The organism is Pseudomonas sp. GW460-LB5 (assembly GCF_059423245.1).
Genome location: NZ_JBWKXT010000069.1, coordinates 1 through 18502 on the forward strand (window position 1 = coordinate 1; position 18502 = coordinate 18502).

At 56.4% G+C, this 18502-nt stretch carries 10 protein-coding genes; 1 reads left to right on the top strand and 9 read right to left on the bottom strand.

Annotated elements, in window-relative coordinates; genetic code table 11:
• The first annotated feature begins 51 nt into the window (after positions 1 to 51).
• Positions 52 to 210: a hypothetical protein gene (locus tag AC07XM_RS27345; protein WP_158248171.1), complete on the top strand. Its 159-nt coding sequence runs from the start codon at positions 52 to 54 to the stop codon at positions 208 to 210.
• A gap of 454 nt (positions 211 to 664) precedes the next feature.
• Here AC07XM_RS27345 and AC07XM_RS27350 read toward each other — a convergent pair whose 3' ends face one another.
• From AC07XM_RS27350 to AC07XM_RS27390, 9 genes are all read right to left on the bottom strand, one after another.
• A complete protein-coding gene (locus tag AC07XM_RS27350; protein WP_031642613.1) occupies positions 665 to 6172 on the bottom strand; it encodes a DEAD/DEAH box helicase in 5508 nt (1835 codons plus the stop codon).
• 17 nt (positions 6173 to 6189) lie between these two features.
• The gene (gene druD, locus AC07XM_RS27355) at positions 6190 to 7059 is read right to left on the bottom strand and encodes a Druantia-type antiviral defence protein DruD (RefSeq protein WP_049955556.1); all 870 of its coding nucleotides are present in this window, start codon (positions 7057 to 7059) and stop codon (positions 6190 to 6192) included.
• 158 nt (positions 7060 to 7217) lie between these two features.
• Positions 7218 to 9110, bottom strand: coding sequence for a hypothetical protein (locus AC07XM_RS27360; protein ID WP_004577317.1), 1893 nt, complete (start codon positions 9108 to 9110; stop codon positions 7218 to 7220).
• Positions 9107 to 10774 carry a hypothetical protein gene (locus AC07XM_RS27365; RefSeq protein WP_146026082.1) on the bottom strand — a complete coding sequence of 556 codons (1668 nt, stop codon included), beginning with the start codon at positions 10772 to 10774 and terminating at the stop codon, positions 9107 to 9109. The genes AC07XM_RS27360 and AC07XM_RS27365 overlap by 4 nt, the downstream gene beginning before the upstream one ends.
• 18 nt (positions 10775 to 10792) lie before the next feature.
• Positions 10793 to 12079 (bottom strand): Druantia anti-phage system protein DruA, encoded by a 1287-nt coding sequence (locus AC07XM_RS27370; RefSeq protein WP_228379868.1) that lies wholly within the window; start codon positions 12077 to 12079, stop codon positions 10793 to 10795.
• A gap of 720 nt (positions 12080 to 12799) precedes the next feature.
• Complete coding sequence (locus AC07XM_RS27375) at positions 12800 to 15913, bottom strand: DEAD/DEAH box helicase (RefSeq protein WP_004577314.1); 3114 nt, start codon at positions 15911 to 15913, stop codon at positions 12800 to 12802.
• A gap of 3 nt (positions 15914 to 15916) precedes the next feature.
• Complete coding sequence (locus tag AC07XM_RS27380; RefSeq protein WP_004577313.1) at positions 15917 to 16423, bottom strand: hypothetical protein; 507 nt, start codon at positions 16421 to 16423, stop codon at positions 15917 to 15919.
• A 14-nt stretch (positions 16424 to 16437) separates the two neighbouring features.
• A complete protein-coding gene (locus AC07XM_RS27385) occupies positions 16438 to 16938 on the bottom strand; it encodes a hypothetical protein (protein WP_004577312.1) in 501 nt (166 codons plus the stop codon).
• Between the two features lie 12 nt (positions 16939 to 16950).
• Entirely contained in the window at positions 16951 to 18474 is a 1524-nt protein-coding gene (locus AC07XM_RS27390) for a hypothetical protein (protein WP_023102079.1), read from the bottom strand.
• Positions 18475 to 18502 lie beyond the last annotated feature (28 nt).

Here is an 18502-nt window from a genome sequence, read left to right on the forward strand (position 1 = left end):
CGCTGACGACTCATGGCACCTCCTATTTGGGCCTCATTATGAGGCTTGGAGGTGTCTACGAAACCAGGGGCGATTCAGTACGCGGGTATTCCGATCACCGCGTTCCTGTTGGTATGCGCGGTGTTCGTACTGGTCCAACGTTTCGGCGTCGATCTGATCCGACTTAGCTACGACGCCTGCCACTACCTGCATCCAGGGTATTCGCCGTGACCTGCAGCAAGGAATTCCGTGGAGCCCATGGGCAGGTGGGTGCTGGACAGTGGTTTTCTCGATCGCCAATGAGGTAGTCATTGATCCGATCAGCAACGGGGTCCCTTTCACGTCCGCCTATAGCAATTTGCTAGCAGATCTGGTCGGTGTTGGCAGCTTTCTCTTGATCGTCCACCTGCTTCAGATGCGCTCTGTAGCTGGATCCTGCCTATCCGGAAACAACTGTCCCTAACCGCGAGACAGCTTGCTCGTCCTGGGCGCAAACATTGCGTTCCAGCAGCAGTTGTCGAGCCAGTATGGCGCGATGAATGAGACTGCAGAAAAGACCTCCGTAACGATCGCCAACAAGCCGTGAGGGCCAGAACTGGCGGTTGAGCGTACGCTCAAAACGACCCGGCCAGTCACGGGGAGTGACTGGCCGGGCAACTGAACTTCAAAACTAGAACAGATCCACCTACGATTTAAACAGCGATTGTACCTTCAATTGGGCGTTCGCCAGATCCGAGCGTAGCAGGTACTCGTTGAGCCCGATCACTGCGTGAACTCCTGCAGTGCCGCCAATGGGTTGCTGGCGCTCCAGACTATCGATGAGCCCCGGGTAGCAGCCCACCGCTACCGTTTTACCCTCTCGGTCAACCAGCAAGGGAGCAGAGGGAATCGAGCCAACCCTACAGGCATACCCTGCTAACTCAAGGCTGGCTCGAAGCTGGGCCAGTTTCACCATCTGCCCCGTCGCCGGCAAACATGCCGGCTCCTCTCCTCGTATGGCGTACCGCAAGAGCATCGAAGCCAAATGTCTATCAAGGCGGTGTTGAAGATGTTGGTTATGGAAGTGATTGAGGCATTCTGTGCAGGAGCTCTCACATGTACAGTTCTCTAACAGCTCAAGAGTCGCGTCCAAAACCTCCTCCATGTGTCGAGCTGCAATCTCTGCGTACCCTGCCCCCCCTGACAACGTGTCATACAAAAATACATCCAGGATGCGAGCCTCATCCAGCAGCGCGGGTTCAATCCTAAAGCCAGAGCCGAATTCGGCAGGGTCCAGATCTAATTGCCGATGCCGACTGGCCGCTAGCCGCAGCGCTTCTGCAAGCGAATGCAAGGCATCTTCGAGAATGCGCAACACCACCCCGTTGACCGTATCGGTAACAATTGGCGAGGCGATTTTGAGGCGTAACAGGAGAAGGTCCGTATCGAAGTCATGGCCTAGCAACACGCGTGCGAATTTACCAGAGCACTTCGGCGGTGTTCCTTTTGGACCGAGTTGTTTGTATGGACGTTCATGGGCCCCCGCGTTTGCCTCCTGATCGAAGACCGAGGCATTGCCGCATTCCATGCAGACTGAAAAGCCACCCTCGCCTGTGCCTTCCTTGCCTCGGTTGACGGTGACGAGCGTGCGGTCTACCGCATGGGTAAAGCTCGCGTAGGGACCACATGCGGAAAAACTGAAAATCTCCGGATCAACGGGTTGTGGCAACTGGGCCATCGTCGCGTAGGTGATTTCTTGCTCACGGTCATTATCTGGCAAGTCAGCGGCGCTCTCCGGCCCGAAAACTTCTGGCACAATCATCAGTTCAGTTATCAACTGTTGGCCGCAGACGGGACAACCCGTTTGTTCCTTCGCTGACCGATTGGGGTCACGCACAAACGAGCAGGCTTTACAGTGTGTATGCGGTTTGGCGTTCTCGAAGAGCGGGCCCGCACGATTCACAACTCCCGGCGGTAGATCTGCAAAGACGCCTCCCGAACGGTAGGTTTTCTTGTCAATAACGATGAGGCGCCCCGGGGCATACTCGCTTAACGCTTTGATAATCGACTGCTGCGGTCGTTGCACCGTGCGCACGTCCCAACGATCTCGCGCGTTTTTAGTCAGCTTTTCTACTAGGAAGCTGCATAAGCTGGTCGGAAACGCGTAGCTGGGGAGCAATCCGTGATAGAACAGAAACTCCAGAAGCTCCGCCTGTTCGATACTTGATGAGGGATTTTCAATGTCCTGGGCTTCTTGTCCAGCGATTTCCTCATGCGTGGCATTCACCTGGATGGTTGAACCAAGCTTCTTAAGTTCCACGAGTAAGCGTTGACTGGTCGCGGCTAACCACTCCATCAACGAAAGGCCGCGGGTATCCAACCCCGGCGGTAGCCAAGCCACAATTGACTCTCGGAGATCGCCGTCGCTGGCGAGCACCCGACGTGTCACCCAAGCCTCAAAGCTCTTCAAGTTCGGGCCGGATTGGTCGGAACTGCAGAAGAAATCCTCGGTCGGACCAAGCGCTTTGAGCAACGACGAGGTTTTTTCAGTCGACGCGCCAGTGCCTTGCGCCATGATTTCATGGAAGAAAGTCTGGATCAGGTACGCGTGAAGATGCCGGCGCGCGATTTTCGCATTGTCTATCTTGACCTCCGGTGTACGTGGGGGGCCCGCCACGATACGCGCTGGGTTCAAGAAGTAGTGGCTGTCATGTGGTCCATTCTGTGAATAGGTTACGACGGTGGATACCGACGAACCGCGCCGCCCTGCCCGGCCGGCGCGTTGCTGGTAATTTTCCCGCTGCGGAGGAACGTTCCTCAGCGCCACCGCTACCAGCGAGCCAATGTCGACCCCTACCTCCATCGTCGTTGTGCAACTGAGCACGTCAATCGGGCGGTCCCGATCCTCAATAAGCACGTCCTGGAATCGCATTTCGTAGAGTTCGGTGGTGGCATGCACTCGACTGCGGTCACGGTTCGACAACTGCGCCGTGTGTTCCTCGACGCTCATGTTGGATAGCTCTGCACCTGGTGTTAGGGCGCGCGCCACCGGAAGTCGCCAGAACTCTTTGCGAGCCGTGACGTAATCGCTGTTTATCGGATCGATGGAGGACGCCGCGTCGCTGCCGCACGCCAGGCAAACCTTACCTGCCAAAGCGAAGGGCATCAGGGCTGTGCAGTCAGCGCATTGCGCCCAACAATGCGCCAAGTCGACGACAATGGCTAGGGAGTCAGGCACCAGGAACCAGTGACCATCGTCCTCCTCTGCCAACTGATCTCGGAAGATCGCTTCAACGCGCTGAACCACCTCACTCGACCAACCGAAATGGTTGATCAGGCTCTCTTTCAGCGATTTACCAAATTGACCGTTGCTGCCCCATGCCGGTTTCGAGTAGCCCGCAGCCTTGTAGCGGTAGGCTGACTCAATCGATCTATCGAATGCGTACTCTTGCAGCATCGAGTCTATCCAACCTACGGCCAACTCGCGGACGTTCGCTTCGCTTATCGCAAGCTCGGCATTCACCAGGTGCTGCCTCAACTTTCTAAGTTTCAGAGGCGTTGGCTCAACGAAACCGACCATGGTTCCGGACAGTGAGTAGTAGTTGCCACAAAGCAATTTAAGAAGGGCAATTTGGTAGCGCGCCGGAATCTCTTGTAGTGAAAAATTCGCCTCAATGGCTTCCGCCAAGTCAGAGTCATAATTGTCATCAAATAACTTGCGTGCGCTCTCAACTCGTCTTGAATCACCGCCATCGAACATAGGGAGGTCATGCTTGGTCAACACGGAAAGAAATGCCAAGTAAAGCAAGCCGGCGGGTTTGGCGGGTTTGTCTAAGTCCTTCAGTTTCTGACATGCCAAGGCGACAGCCTGCCGAAACACGTCAAGTTCAATGTCGCGCGGAATGTCACGCGCTAGTCGAGCGGCCTTTTGTCGACCATCCGAGAAAATCAAAACCTTTCGCCCTGCATTGGGATGCCGGGCATCTTTGGCTCGACTGGCAGGCTGCTTCGCCATTTGCGTCCTAACGAGCGCAGTGAACGGAGCCTCCCCTTTGGTAAGGTGATCCATGATTTTCGATGGATCATCTTTGGTATTTCTAATCTTACGCGTGCAGACAGGGCAATGATCAAAAGTCAGATCACCTGCGTCTGCCGCCTTGTCCGGTACGCGGACCCTACGGAACCCGGTTTCGTCTCTCGGCTGATCATCCGTGAGGATGCCGCTGGCCATGTGTAACCATTTATCGATGTGACGACTGCGGGGATGAGTGGCATCCTCAACGCACAACTCTATCGGCATCAGCGCAGAAATCGCACCATCTGAAAATGGACCGCTGGGCTGGTGCCAAACGAAGTTCTGCTCCTCGTTCACAAAACCACGCAAGAAAGCTGCCCCGCAATCACGATGCGTAAGCAGTTCATACACACGTCCATTGGACTTACAACCGCACTGGGTCGAGGGTTTCGTATACAGGCGGCCGAGAATCGTGGGCCCGTCGTGATCACCTAAGCGCTTGGAGCAAGTAGGGTTCACGCAAGCGAACAACCCTGGCAACCCCCGATGGAAGAGGTGCAGGCGAGTCGGCAGCAAGACCCGGCCATCCGTGCTCCGCTGTGCGTAACTCCCCAGCGCCAAAAGCGTGTCGGTAGCTTTTTGTGCGTCGACCGCTGGGTAATTGCCAAACAGGAGATCACTTAACTCATCTAAGCGAACTGCGCGACCCGATACAGCGGTAATCAAGTTTTCCAGCGGTTCGAACCCCGTGAGACGTTCAAACAACCAGTTGCGAAACGCGGCATGGTCCTGACTCGGCGGTTGGCTCCAGCCCAACCGTCGTGCCAGTTGCGCTGCGGCCTCGGTGGCCGCGACGAGGTCATCGGCCGAGCGCTGGAAGTCCGCCAAATTGAAATCCGCCAGCGCATTGAGTTGTTCTGCTGGCGCTGCCTGTGATGCGGAACGTTCCTCCGGCGTCCCCTGGATTACCCTGACGCGCCGTGGTGATGTATCAGCCAAACCGGTCAAGTCCCGCGCAAAGCGCTCGCCATCGACTGCCGCAGTTTCAGCAGGTCCCAGACTCGCACTGGTCATAATGCAGCGCATGCGTTCTCGTGGAATATCGAGCCGAGCGCAGAGACGTCGGATCAGCAGGGCCACCTCGGCCCCCCCGGCCCCCCTGTACATATGTGCCTCATCCAGCACGAGGATAAACTCGTTACGCGAGTCCGCTTTGAGCCATGCCTTCGTCTGATCAAAGATGTCGCGCTCGATAGGCCGCATGAGCATGTATTCGAGCATGGAGTAGTTAGTAATCAATAACTCGGGACAACGTGCTTGCATTTCATGGCGAGTCATCATTTCGCGGTCGCCAGGCTGGGTTTGAAGCCGACCGGTCCAGTTTTTTTTGGTGAAATTGTCGCCTTTTTTCTTACCCGATCCGTAGGTCTTCGTTTCGATGGCTGCAGCGCCATAGAAACCTACCAAATCCTTGCTTGGCCAGCGCCCAATCCTCACGAGCTCACCTTTCACGGCAGGCTTTTCGGCGACTTTGTTATAAAACTCTTCAAACAGCGGCTCTATGAAGCGCTCGTCACGCTCTTTGGAGCGCTCTCCCGGGTAGGGGGTGCGCCCGGTATAACTGCCGAAGCGGATCGGGTGGGAACGAGTCTGCGTTAAGATCGACGATGCGTCAGTGTTTCCTACTAGGCGACGGATTCGCGCCAATTGATCATTAACCAAGGCGTTCATCGGATAAAGCAACAGTGCCCGACAACCCGGCAGTTGCGCCGAGTCGGGCCGTTCCTGTCCCTCAATGGCTAATTGACCAATAATTGGCATAAGAAAGCTTTCGGTTTTGCCGGAACCGGTACCTGTTGCGACAACTAAATCTGCAGCCTCGTCACCTAGAAACGCAGTTAGCGCTTGCGATTGGTGCTCGTAGGGCCGAGGGTAAAGCCCGAGCCCCATGAGCGACAACTGGGTGAGCATATCGGCGGCGACCTTGGGAATGGGAAGTCGGTTGAACGGATCTCCAATTTTGTAGACTGAGGTCGCTTCCACATAAGGCGTCTGGACAATCGTTTCAGAACTTAGGAGAAGAGCGTGGCGCTCTCTCACGAGCCCTTCATCGCGAATATGGTATTGAGCTTCGATATATTGTCGAAGACTATCCGCCAGGCTTTTCGCAGTCTCATGAACACCAGATGCTTCATTCATAGAAATCCCACCCATTATTAACTTCCCTCGGCAAACTGGCGCTCAGCCACTTCCACGCTCAACCCTGCAAGTGCTTGGCGCACGAGCGGAAACAGCTCACGTGGTATCACATAGTCGGTCGTCCCTACGCCGCCGCCGAGTGACGGCAGTTGCCAGCCCAGTAGCAGCGCTTTTGTCTCTTCCCGTGGCAGGTAACGATGCAGGCGCAGTCGAACATGTACTTGCGACACATGCGCTTCAACCTTCATGGGATGACCGGCTTGCACGTCGAAATAAAACTGCAAGCGCCTCGCCTGTTGCGGTCGCAGTCCCGTCAGTTGCCGCAGACACCCCCGCGACACCTGGACCACAAAATACTCAAACCGTAGACCTGTACGGCATCTGGCGAGGAAGAGCCCTTCGGCGGTCGCGCAAGCAGACAGCGCGATCCATTTACCACTGGTCCGAATTGAAATGTCCGCTAATTCAGTCGTCGCGGGCGCCAGTTGCTCTTTGGCGCTGGTTAACAACTGGGTCGACCACGCCTGCAATCCTTCGATGGGGGAGCCAATCCATTCGTTTGGCTCCCAGAGGTCAATCCGTTCCGCGCAGGCATCGACGTTGACTAGTCTGACCCGCCCTGCCCCGCGCATCGCGATTGGCCAGGGAAAGGTTTGTGCGGGCCCCCCGCCGATGATCACTGCCTGCTTGTCCCCAAGTCTGACCGCCTGGGGTGAAGGCGTTAACCAACGTCCGCCGTCGAGTCGCACCAAATCCCCAAGGTCACCCAGACTGTACAGAATCGCCTTGATACCTGGTTCAGCAGCGTGTTCGTCGTCGAGAGTCGGCCACAGAGGCGTCAAACGCTGGCGGACTATACTTGTCAAACTGAGCGTGGTCGCAGGCACCCAAGCTTCCCGGTCATTCCTGGGCGCGGAACAAAGATAGGATGCAGCCCGCAAGCACTCCGCTACTGCTGCGACCCTTAATCCTTCACCGTCGTTTCTGCAGCCCAAAGCGGCGGCCAAGGTTTTCCGGGTGGCGTCGCGATTAACCCCCACCCACTTCACTCAACACTCTCCGCGTGCACGGCGTCCGCGTCGATGTCGCTCAGTAACTCGGTCGTGCTGCGGGTAAGCGCCTCTACTGGCCCCCCGAGTGATTGAGCCCATGGCAGTGCCCATTGCTTCATCACGGTGTGAAGCGCTCGCTCAGAAGGACCTTGCAATACTAGTCGCAATTGAGCGTACGCTCGGTCAGCGATCCTGAGCCACAGGTTCCCTGGAGCAAAGTCCACCTGCCCTAGACGCTCCCTCAGCGTGCTTAGCAGTGCCAATGGAGTGTTTTCAGCCTGGTTGTGCAGGGCTTTCCAATCATCCACGGTCAGTTGGCCGAACTGCATTAACGGCATCTGCGCCGATAACCCACGCATAGCAAACTCGTCCGTATCAAACACCGGCCCGAGTTCTGACAGCGTCCCGCCGTCCGGAAACGCCGCAGGGCCGTGGGTCCAAGACGCAATCAGAACCAAGCGACTGTTAACACTCGTGGCGAACTGACGACGTGCCACAACATCGCGAATGGCACTGCCATACACCTCGAATGCCGACCTGTTCGCGCCTTTGAGCAACAAGCATCCAGACGACTCGGCTACCACTTCGAGGCAATCTGTCGCTGCGTCCTCTGATACTAGCCCTACGGGAACTCGCCACTCATGGAAGATCGCCCCTCCTACCGCTGCTGCGACCGCATCTGCGATTAAATCCGCGGTTGAACCTTTGAACTGAATAAGTTGGCCGCAGATGATTGCCGCCAAAATATGCCGCGCGTAGCTGTTGGCCTCGCGCTTCACTACGCCGCTTGCCTGAAGGTTGTTGGCAATGACCTGGCAGGCAACTTCTATGGAGTTTATTTCGACGAACGGACCTGTTGCTTCGTTCTCGATCAAGCGGACGCGTGATTGACCCCCGACTTCATGGCTCGGTCCGACGACTCGAGACTCCTGGGTGTTGACGCGCGCGTGCAGTGAAGCAAGGTTGGCTGCCGCGGCATCCCAGTCGAGACCCCGGGCGTTGAGGATCGCCAGTGCTTCCTCGAGCACTAAAACCCGCGCACGCTCGGCAACCAAGTTCTCTACCTGGGCAGCTAGGGCGCTTACCCTCTCCGAAATGAGCTCGCCGCGCACGTCTGAGTCAGCCAGTGCTGTCGACGCCTCCTGCTGCGCGCTACCCGTTGACTGAGCCAGTTCGCTTACCTGCTCCAAGCGCAGATCGACGCTTTGCAGTGCGGTACGCCACTCAGCGATATCCTTGTGAACACCACTGAGGTTGGCCGTCATCTGCTCAACCGCTTCGGTGGTTACTGTCGCCGTCAGTTCAAGTTGGTCAATGCGCTCGGCGATTTCCTCGGCCGCCGTTTCAGCTAAGTCAAAATAACCCTCAATTTTATCCAAACGGCCCGGCAAACCATCAATCATCCGATCCCTGGCGAGGGTGGAAGCCGGATGAAAGCTATTCAGGGCGGCCTGCATGGCAGGATCTTCGGCGAAACCACTGTACGTCGCCAGCCGCTCTACCGTTTCCCTTGAGGCATCAGGATACAACTCGGCTAAGCGCTTGAAGAAGCCAGCACCCGCATCCGCCAATTGGGGGGAGGTGTCTGCGGTGGGAAAGGCACTGTCCAAGCGGCTTTTGGCCCACGCTACCCACAGGCTAGCGAAGGCTTGCCAGTCAGCCTCGCTTTTATGTCCGGGCTGTGGATGCGCCAGATGCCCGATCAAGCGCCTCTGCTTTTCCTTGAATTCAGGTGGGGATCCTCGCCTAAAGCCGGGAATTGAGGCTTGACGATCAAAGAACGACTTGCGAAAGGCATGGGGTACCTCTTCGATGAACTCGGTAATCATCATTGTTCCGAGCGCCGAGATCCGCTCTCTTGCCTCTTGGCTGTACAGGTAACTCATCGCGAGACCCCATCTCCTGAAGATCGAATATCAAATCCACGTGCACGCACATCAGCCGCCAATTGCCGATAATTCGGTACCAGTCCCGGATTGGGACGCGCGGCCAAGAAGGCGTTGACCAACCCTTGGTCACTGCCAGAGAGTGCAATCGCTCCGCCAGCGTGTAGCTGAGATAGAAAACAACGCAGGCGCAATCTTAAAGACCGCCCAAGCGAAAGCAGTACGGTTGTTGGGTTGTCCATCGGCTGCGTAGCGCCGATGCACAACCGTCCGAACCCGCCGAAATCCAGGTAGATCTGGTATTTGGGGTCGGTGATATAAAGTTTGAGCAGGCTATTCAACGCAGGGGACAACTGGCATTTCTGCGAGGTGTGGTCATCCGTCACGTCGCTAGACACAAGGTGCCGGCTCTCCCTATGCCCATTAGGTGAAATAGCCTCTAGCCTTCCCCTGGTGCCCATCGGCATTGCCAGAGAATCGAAACACAGTTCCTGTGCTCTCGTCGCCATGACATAGGTTTGGCATCCCCTGCGGTGCAATGGGGCAACAACACGTTCCCCTTTATCGTCAATGAAAACCAAGTCTACCGTAGGGTGTTTGTAGCTTCGCGCCAGCGAATTATTCTTGGAAAAATACTTATCGACATCCGGATGCCCGGTTTTTCCGATCCTGAAATCATCGCTTCCTTCGCGTATCACAGTGAATAGCGCAGGTGACCGATCGGGCGCCGTTACAGAAATGCGATCATTCTGGTTAACGGCTTGCAAGGTTGGCCCGCCGTCGTGTGCTCCTCCCGGCATCCGGTGAGCGGCGAGGATGACCGCTTCAGACTCGATGTATTCAACCGTATTGATGCTGGAGTAACGGGTAAGGAACGGCCAAATGGTTGTGATCGAGGGTGTCGCAGGCATAACGCTCAGTTGGGTAAATTCTTCCAACCACTTTATGCAGGCCTCTGACGGGGTATCCGGAACCGTTACCAGGGCCAACTGCCATCCATGCCTTGACTTGAACCTGTCCACCAGCAGTTCCTCAGGGAAGACTGGTGTCGCCGGTACTGACCATAACAGGGCATAAGTCTCGGAGCGACTTAACACCTGCGCGCGGGGGAAGCCGCTGTCGCCATCCCGACCAATGGCGGTGAACACGGCTGCACCCACCGCAGATAGGCCTGGGCATGTCCTGGCAACGCCTGATACGAACAAAGGGTCCGGCTTGCCTTCGAAGGAAATGATTTTGTAGTCGTTTGCTGTGGGCTCTGCGGTTACCCTGAAACCTGAGCCCATCCCGCGCATATTAAGCTTCTGCACCCTGCCGCCGACATCGAGGTTGATGTAAGCGTGACATGTACGACAGGGAGGCAAGACTAATTCAATCCACCACGCCCCTGCGTTCTCACCTTTTTTTATCATCAAGCGCAGATCCATCTGCCGCATCGATGCTGGTTGAGCCTTATCAGAGTTGACATGGCTCAGTGGCCCGGACATGAAATAAGCGCAGGAACTGGAGGACACGCCACGCCAGTGGGCGAAGTAGTTTTTCCGCGATGGCCCTGAGCGAAGCCCCACCCGCATGCGGCAGAAAGAACAAATATAATATCCGGAGCGTGTCGCTAAATCTGCGGTAACCGGTTTATTCGTCACTCGATCTATGGCGTAATCCATCGCTCATACCCTTCGCATTCATCCGCGCAAACTGATAATACGCCGCGGCTCAGTGGCTAAATGACCGTGAGCCGCGAAAAGCCGTGCCTGATGGCCGTAGAGGTGGATGAGATCCGTAGATTTCCAACAGCGAAAGTCAGGCCTGTTCATTGAACGCGGGATCAACCACCGATTCAGTGCTAACTCACCGATTTCACGGACTGACAACAGTGATTGGGTATCCGGCTTTCCGCTGCCGCTGTGGAGAAGCTTCGCGGCGTTGGTTGCCAATTGACAAATAAATACTTCACGCTGGATGCCGTGGCGCATGAGGTCGTCCTTGAATCCTAGCGCCTTAAGCGCCGCTCGCGTGGTGCGCAACCGCCAGTTAGGACCTTGGCCAAAGGCGTGCTGGTCTGCATATTGATGATCGAGATCTCGGAGATAATCTCGAAGCTCAACAAACAACCAGTCGGGTATATGGAAATGGCCCCAGCCGCCGGTAAAGCCAATGGACTTGAGGTATTGCGTGCCACCCAGCTTCAATCGGTTGTAGACCGCGGAGCGCCCCATGGATGAGGTCGTCACGACCGCCAACAGACGCGCATTTTTTTCCGCCTGCGAGATAATGCCGGTGGACCCGCCGTAGGCACTGGCAAAATCATCATAAATGTCCCGACTGCGAAGGAGACAAGCAATCAGCTTACCGCCCAGCAAGGCGTTATAGGGTGGGATCGCGCCAAGGACATATGCATCCATCAGGTTGACCAGTCGGGCAGCTCGGTCATTAGTATTCCAGCCGATGAATTTGTCTCTTACGCCAAGGTTGAAAACCGGATCCCCTATGGCGATCAACCCCATCAGTTTGCCATTCGCCTGGTCCCAGACTAGGTAACGCAAGCGCCTGCCAAAACCATTGGACACGGGCACAGACCACGACAACGATGCGAGCCGAAAGAGTTCGCTCTGCCACGTACCTGACGAGACGCGCTCAAGAACAGGGGAAATTTTTTCTGGCACCACCTCTCGGCCATCGGCAAAGTACTGCATTAGCTTGGCGCCGCTGCGTACAACGAAGGCTTCACTGGCGGAGAGCCGTTCTTCTCGTTGGGCCCCATGCAATGCGCGGATCGCCTCTTTGCCATTTCCAGGTGGGCAAAGAGCACCTTCCTGGGTTTTAGTGAAACCTAGCTGGTGCAAATGCTCTCGCACTTTTCGCTTGAGATTCGCTTCTCTCGGATTAACTCCAATAATAATCGCACTGCCGGTTGGCATACTGTTGCATCCCTGCTTGGAGTTTATCTCAACGAGGTAGGCGAAATACAAGCCATGCTGTTTCGCTTCTGCCGCCCTCAAAAGTAATGCGCACAGACGCCAAAAGCACCGCGCGTCGAGGGGGAATACGGGTCACTGCCGCACGAGGTCCGATCCTACACCGCCCCCGCCATTTTATGAAGAGGCGTACAGGCAAACTGACATTACCGGCACCGAGTTCGCCTGTATGCAGAATGGAGCAACCATTCTCCTGCCCCATTGCCGAGACGATAAGGGTAGCGCCGGAATCAGCCCGATCGACCGCCCCGACCAAGGCCATCCTGAGGCACGCCTCATCCAGATCTTGAACGCAACCCAGAGCTGCCGCACCAAGCGGTAATTGCCCAGCGTTCTCACTCCGCCGCCCACAGGGCTTTCGCCCCAGCTTGACGAGGCGGACGCGAAGCACCTACCCGCCAAAGCGATGGGCAACGTTCGAATTGCTCAGCAAGCGTGTCGGCACGTGTACAGCCAGCAGCACACTGCTCACTAGCGCCAGCCAGGCCGACCTCGCAACGCAACGAGCGCTGCTGCACGACATCGTGCTGCTCGGTCCGCCTCCCCTGCGGCCAGCCGGAACTGTTCGACATGCTCCAGCAGTGTCCGCGCTTTGATCAGGGCGAATAGCCCCTGGGTTTCGCAGACCTCCCCAGACCATATAATGAGTCCCCAATAGGCAATACCATGGCCTTCGACGGGGGCATCGGAAAGTGTGTTGGCCGAACGGCTACATCAAATCGCCGAAGCCGTTGACACTGGGAACACCGCCGGCACCAGATCCTTCGAAAACTTTGCTCCGTCGGGAAGCGAGATGACCTTCAGGCTGTTCTTGGCGCGCCCCGCCGCGATCAGTTCTGCCATCGGTCCCGCGCCGCCGGCTGCCAGACAGTCTAGGTGCCCCAGGATGATGACTGAGTCACGCGCTCTGGAGAGCGCCACATTCAATCGATGGCGATCCAAGAGAAACTGGGTGTCCCCACTTGCTCTGGTCATCAACAGGATCACCATGTCAGCTTCTCCCCCCTGTACAGCATCGACAGTTGCAACGGACAACTGGAACGCATAGTGCTTATCCGCCGTATCACGCGTGACAATTTCCAGTTGCCCCTTGTATGGGCAGATAACCAACAGCTTCAAGGAGACTCTCGCTGCACTAACCCTTTTGTGCAGAGCATTGAGCAATTGATAGAGCGCGGCGCGCTCTGTGGAGTTGACCAACGAGTTAGGCGTGTCTCCCGTACCTGCCTTCCTATGCCGGTAATTCTGCATCTTGGAGAAATCTACAAACAGTGCGCGGGCATCGGTCAGGGACCAGTTCCCCGCTTTGCGATGAGACGTCAGTTGCTTCTGGTAAAACAGAGTACTGACTAGGTCACCAATGTTTTCATGCATCCGGTATTGCACGGTTAGCATGCCCTTGGCTTGCGGTCCTAGCCCCTCATACAGTTCCTGGAAAAAGTTCTTGCGCAGCAGGGTTTCGACCTCCGCCAGCGGCAACGTATACCCGATGCGCTCATCCAGCACATCAGTGGTCACCGTTGGCGGCAACTGGTTGTGATCCCCGACCAGGACTACCCGCCGAGCAATGGCCGCCGGGATCATCAGTTCGGCAGCAAAGGCCTTGCCTGCTTCGTCCACAATCACGCAATCGAAAGGTTCCTTCAACAAGGCGAAATCAGTACGCGCCATGCCCGTGCAGGTAGCACCGTGGATCAATTTGTCACGGAATGTCCAGCGGCTAGCAGCCTCACGCCCCTTGCGCGACTTCAGCAGAGACAGCCAAGCTTCGTGCAATTGAGGACTGATTTCTGCATCTCCCGCGCTCAAAGCATCGACTTTAATTTGATGCCAATTGGGCTCAAGCGCTTCACTAATCTTGTCCTGTTTTCCGTAACGCACTGTAACTGGCCGCAAATACTCTGCTGCCTCAAGCAGATCCTCGATCAGCTTGGTCACCGCGACGTGAGTAGGGCCGGTAATCAGGATACGCGGCCAGAGGTGGGGAGCTTGTTCCGGGAACAGTGTCTTGAGCCACTGAACCAGCGTGGTTGTCTTCCCGGCACCTGGAGGTCCCCACACCGCCACTACGGGCTCGCGCGACGCCAATACTTGAAGCACAGCGTCCTGCCCCAGATTCAACGTCTCGCCAGGCTCCGGGCTGAGTGTAAAGATGGCGTTGTGAACCGAGGGTGCCACAAAATCACCAGTGATCGCTTTCTCAAGAGCTTTGGATAGCGTTTCTTTTTGATTGCCCTCCCTGACCAATTCAAGCCGAAACAAATCGAAAGGGTTGATCTCGGCTTCGCTCATCCGCTTATGCGTGTCCAGGATGAATTCGCAAATACCAAGTTGGGCATCCAAAAGCTTGAACGACTGCAGAGGCCATACACGATCTCGCCCGACTGCTCGTAGGCGAGGTGAGCCTTGCTCGCCCAACGCGTCCTTCAACCAGCCAGGAACACCTTGGGAACCGAGCAAGCCTGTCACCTTACGCCCGTTTTCCTCGACCTGGCCGGGAAGAAAACCACAGCTTGCACTTTGCTCCAGGTAGAGCTGCTGCTCACGGTACACCAACGAGAGTTTGCGTAAATGCAGGGCAACCTGTCGTTGACGGGCAGCCTCGCGCTGGCCAAGGCGCTCTTCATTCAAGGCACACACAAAGGACTGGAAACGATTGCGGTTGGCCAACTCTTCATCCGTACTCCCTATGAGGACGGGGGTAAGGGCCACGTAGCACCGCAAAACGTCTTCAGGCGACTCACGAGCCTCAAGCGCGTCCAGCAACCGAAAACATCGCTGCTCGGCATCGGCCTCAGTGACTAGGGCATAACGGCCCAACTGAAAGACAAGACGGCCGTCATCATTCTCATAAATGTGCCAAGGCCTATCCTGGATTGCCGGTGTTTGAAAATAGTCCCACATCTGATGGATCAGGGGGATGTGCTCATCACAGATGCCCAGGGCGACTGGCCACCAATACTCTTCCAGGCCTGAGATACGAGGGTGCAATCTCACCGGCAAACTGTGGGACCGCGAATCACCGAGCACGTCGGTGAGCGTCCAGCCGTCCGCAAATACTTCCAACTCCGCGCCTGGTTTAATCCATTGCCCTTCCTGCCTGCCAAGTGGCAAACGCAAGGTGGCATCCTGCATCTGCAACTGGGCCTCATTGTTATCCAGGCGCACGACTGTCGCTGTCAACGGCTCGCCACTGCTGCCTCTTGCTGCATCCAACAATTTCACTTTGGCACTGCCAATGCGGGCGAAGCGTGCTTCATGATCAACCGCATAGAATACTCCTCGACCATCAAACGCTTCGGCCTCGACGGTATAATTCTGCAGACGCCCGCGTAGACCGTGTGGCAACGAAATCACGGCGCCCTCGCAAGGGTAGTCCGCAGGCATTTCCAGCCAGGCAACGGTCGGCAACTGTGCGGGCACCTCACCAAATAAGGTGCGAATATACTGCGCGGTGGTTTGAAGGTAGGCGCGTTCGGCTGTGACGCGCCCCCGGGCAAGCTCAATTTCAAGCATCATCTGACGGAAGCTAGCTGATTCACGCGCGCCAAAGCGGGCTTTCAGTATCTGTCTGGCCCGTGCGTGCGCCCGTTCCAACTCACTGGCGATTTCGGACCGCATCGCCAACTCTCTTTCAAACATCTTCACGAGTTGAACCAGGTAGGGACGAATCAGCGCAGCAGTTTTGCGTTCATGTGCACCATGAATAGCAGCCAGTTCAGCTTCTAATGCTTCAATCTCAGTATTTACATCATCCAGACGTTTCCCATTCCACCAACTGATGGCAGTGGAAGTCAGAGTGATGCCAGCCAGCAGTAGCATGAACATTGATCAGCGTTTCCCTGGTTGGACTAATTCGACCAGGCGACCTACCAGAACCTCCATGCTCGCCCGCACCTCGCGCTGGTGATCATCGTTGATCAAGGACGGATCCATGACGGCTTCAAGCTTCTCGAATACTCTCAGAAGGGGCTTGAGCACATCGTCAACTTGGTTCAACCGCTGAAGCTCGGGCGCATTCTGCGCCTGGATTTTTTCGAGCTCTTTTTGTGCATGTTGCACTTGCGCCTCGGCCAGGCTTACGCGTCCCTTCCATTCAATAGAGGTTTTGTGCAGTTCCACCGCCGAATGCAATACACCAACCAGATCACGAAGTAGACCAATACCCTCGGTAAGCACTTGGGCGCGATCGCCACTCATGGCGGTATCACGCTTGATCCGCGCCTGGCGCGTCTGCTCCTTGGCCAGGTCGAGGGCATCATTGCCCCCGTTGGTGGACTTGCTGCGGGGTGTAGCCTTGGCAAGACTGGCGGGTAGTTTGAATCGTTCATTGGTCATGGTTGAGACTCCGGTCAAGCAACACTGGTGTTGAAGTATTCCACGCTACGACGCAAGCCTTGATCAGCCTCCATTAACCGCTCCAGAGCCGTTTCAAATGACTGAACATCAGGCAGGTCGCCTTTCCTGATCAGCGCCAATTCATCCAGGCAATGGCGGGTCAGTTGAACGCAACGCAGCGTCATCCGCCCCACAACCTGACGAACAGCGGCTGCTTGTGTCATCTCCCTTCGCGCCAGATCAATATCCTGGGCAAGTGCCTCACGCTCAAGCTCCAGACGCTTTTCCTCCTTGGGGATCAGAGCCTTCAAGCCGTCGCGGTGCACCTGGGCTTGGCGTAAAGTCAAGTAGGAGTCGATCGCCCCGAGTACCGCTGATGCTGCTTCAATGCTCATGAGCACCGGGTTGGCGCCTGCAGTGGCTTTCTTCAGGCCTCCCGCAATGCCATGTCGACTGGCCGCCGAGATGAAGGTTTTTGTAAAGTAGAACGCATGCCTTGGTAACTGAGTGCCCATAGTCCTTCCACGTCAAAGCTGAACCCAACACCATGTACCAGGGCCTGCCTTTGCCAAGCGCTGAGCGATGTCGTCAGGCATGTGTTGAATGAAATCCTCCGCACACACTGAAGCCTCCTGGGCCTTGACGCCGCCCTCGCGCGGCGCCCAGAGCGTGCCCGTTGCAGGCTCCCAGTAGAGCTGTTGCGCTGAATCCCGATAACGCACCATGAGCAACGCGTCACACCCTCTCTCCTTGGGAGGTGGCCTGAACGGTGGTCGCCCTACAGCGTGAAAACTCTTCCACAGCCCTGCGAGCACCCAATGCTGGGATACCTCAAGTTTCAAGGCTCTCCAGTTGGGGGTATGCGACAGGAACAAGTGGACATGGGGGTTGCGGAGCATGGCCGTAAGCTGTTCACGTTGCACCTCGCCGATCTGAGCGCGGAGCAGCAGACCATCAGGCAACTCGTCCCCCCTCAATCGCATGAAACGGCTCTGTTGTTTGTGGCTGAATACTGGGGTGGGCAAATGTCGAGGGTACGTTTGAGCCACAGCGTCAATGGGATGAACTTGCTGCTCTGCAGGTGCCGCGCTTGCAAACAATCCAGCGACGCCAGAGTCATTGAGCAGTTTTGAAGTAGCCACGCCTGCTAATAATCGCTCGCCTGATTGAGTGATGGTCTCACCGGCCGCCAGCCCCTCTTCTCCAAGCAACGCCACAATCTCCTGGATTGAAACCAACGGAAGGCCAGTCAGTTCGGCGATTTCACTCACGCTCAAATGCTGGTTCAACGCCTCAAGTGCGAACAGTGCAACCGCGTCGCAGCGTCTGGGGACCCGCGCGAACGTGCGCACCTGAAACTCGGTTGCTTTGAAATACAACGTGATTCGTGGCGACTCAGGCTGTGGCAAGCAAGCCTTGATGCTGGCAGTAACACGCCCGTTGCGAGCACGCTTCTCCGTCAGCCAATTTTCCTCAAGCAAAATAGTACTGATCTGCACAATGTATTCTTGAGCAAGGTCCAGCACCTCTGAAGGATGATCTATCCAGCTCCAACTGATCTCGGCCAATGGCACCCGGAGCACAAGCGCGCCAGCCAACAGCCAGGCGCCTCGATCATCAAAACGCTCGACCCGCGCACGCACTGCCGTGCCTGGCTGCAGGTTGCCCAAAGCGTTACGCAGCCGGGCCTCGGTCAGCGCGTGAACGCTGCCCCGCCAGCCCCTCTGGTCCCGGCTGGTCAGCACGAACTCCACATTGTCGCCTACGCTGAATAGACTGACCGGGTTCTCGAACTTGGCGTTTGGGCTCAACAATTCATGTTGAGGAATCAGTACGGTCGTGTCTTGGTACTGTATCAATACAGATTTCGGCAAGATCTTGACAACGCTACCTGCAACGATCCTTCCACAGTTCTCCGCACCAAGCGAAGTACTCGGCCCCTTGGGAGGACGTGAGGGGGAAGCCGCGCGATGCGTGCGCTCCGGTTGAGAATTACGCCCCGATAGAGACGGCTCAAACGCGTTCAGTAATCGTGAAAGAAAATCGAGCAAGCAGCGTCTCCGTCCATTGAAGGCTGAT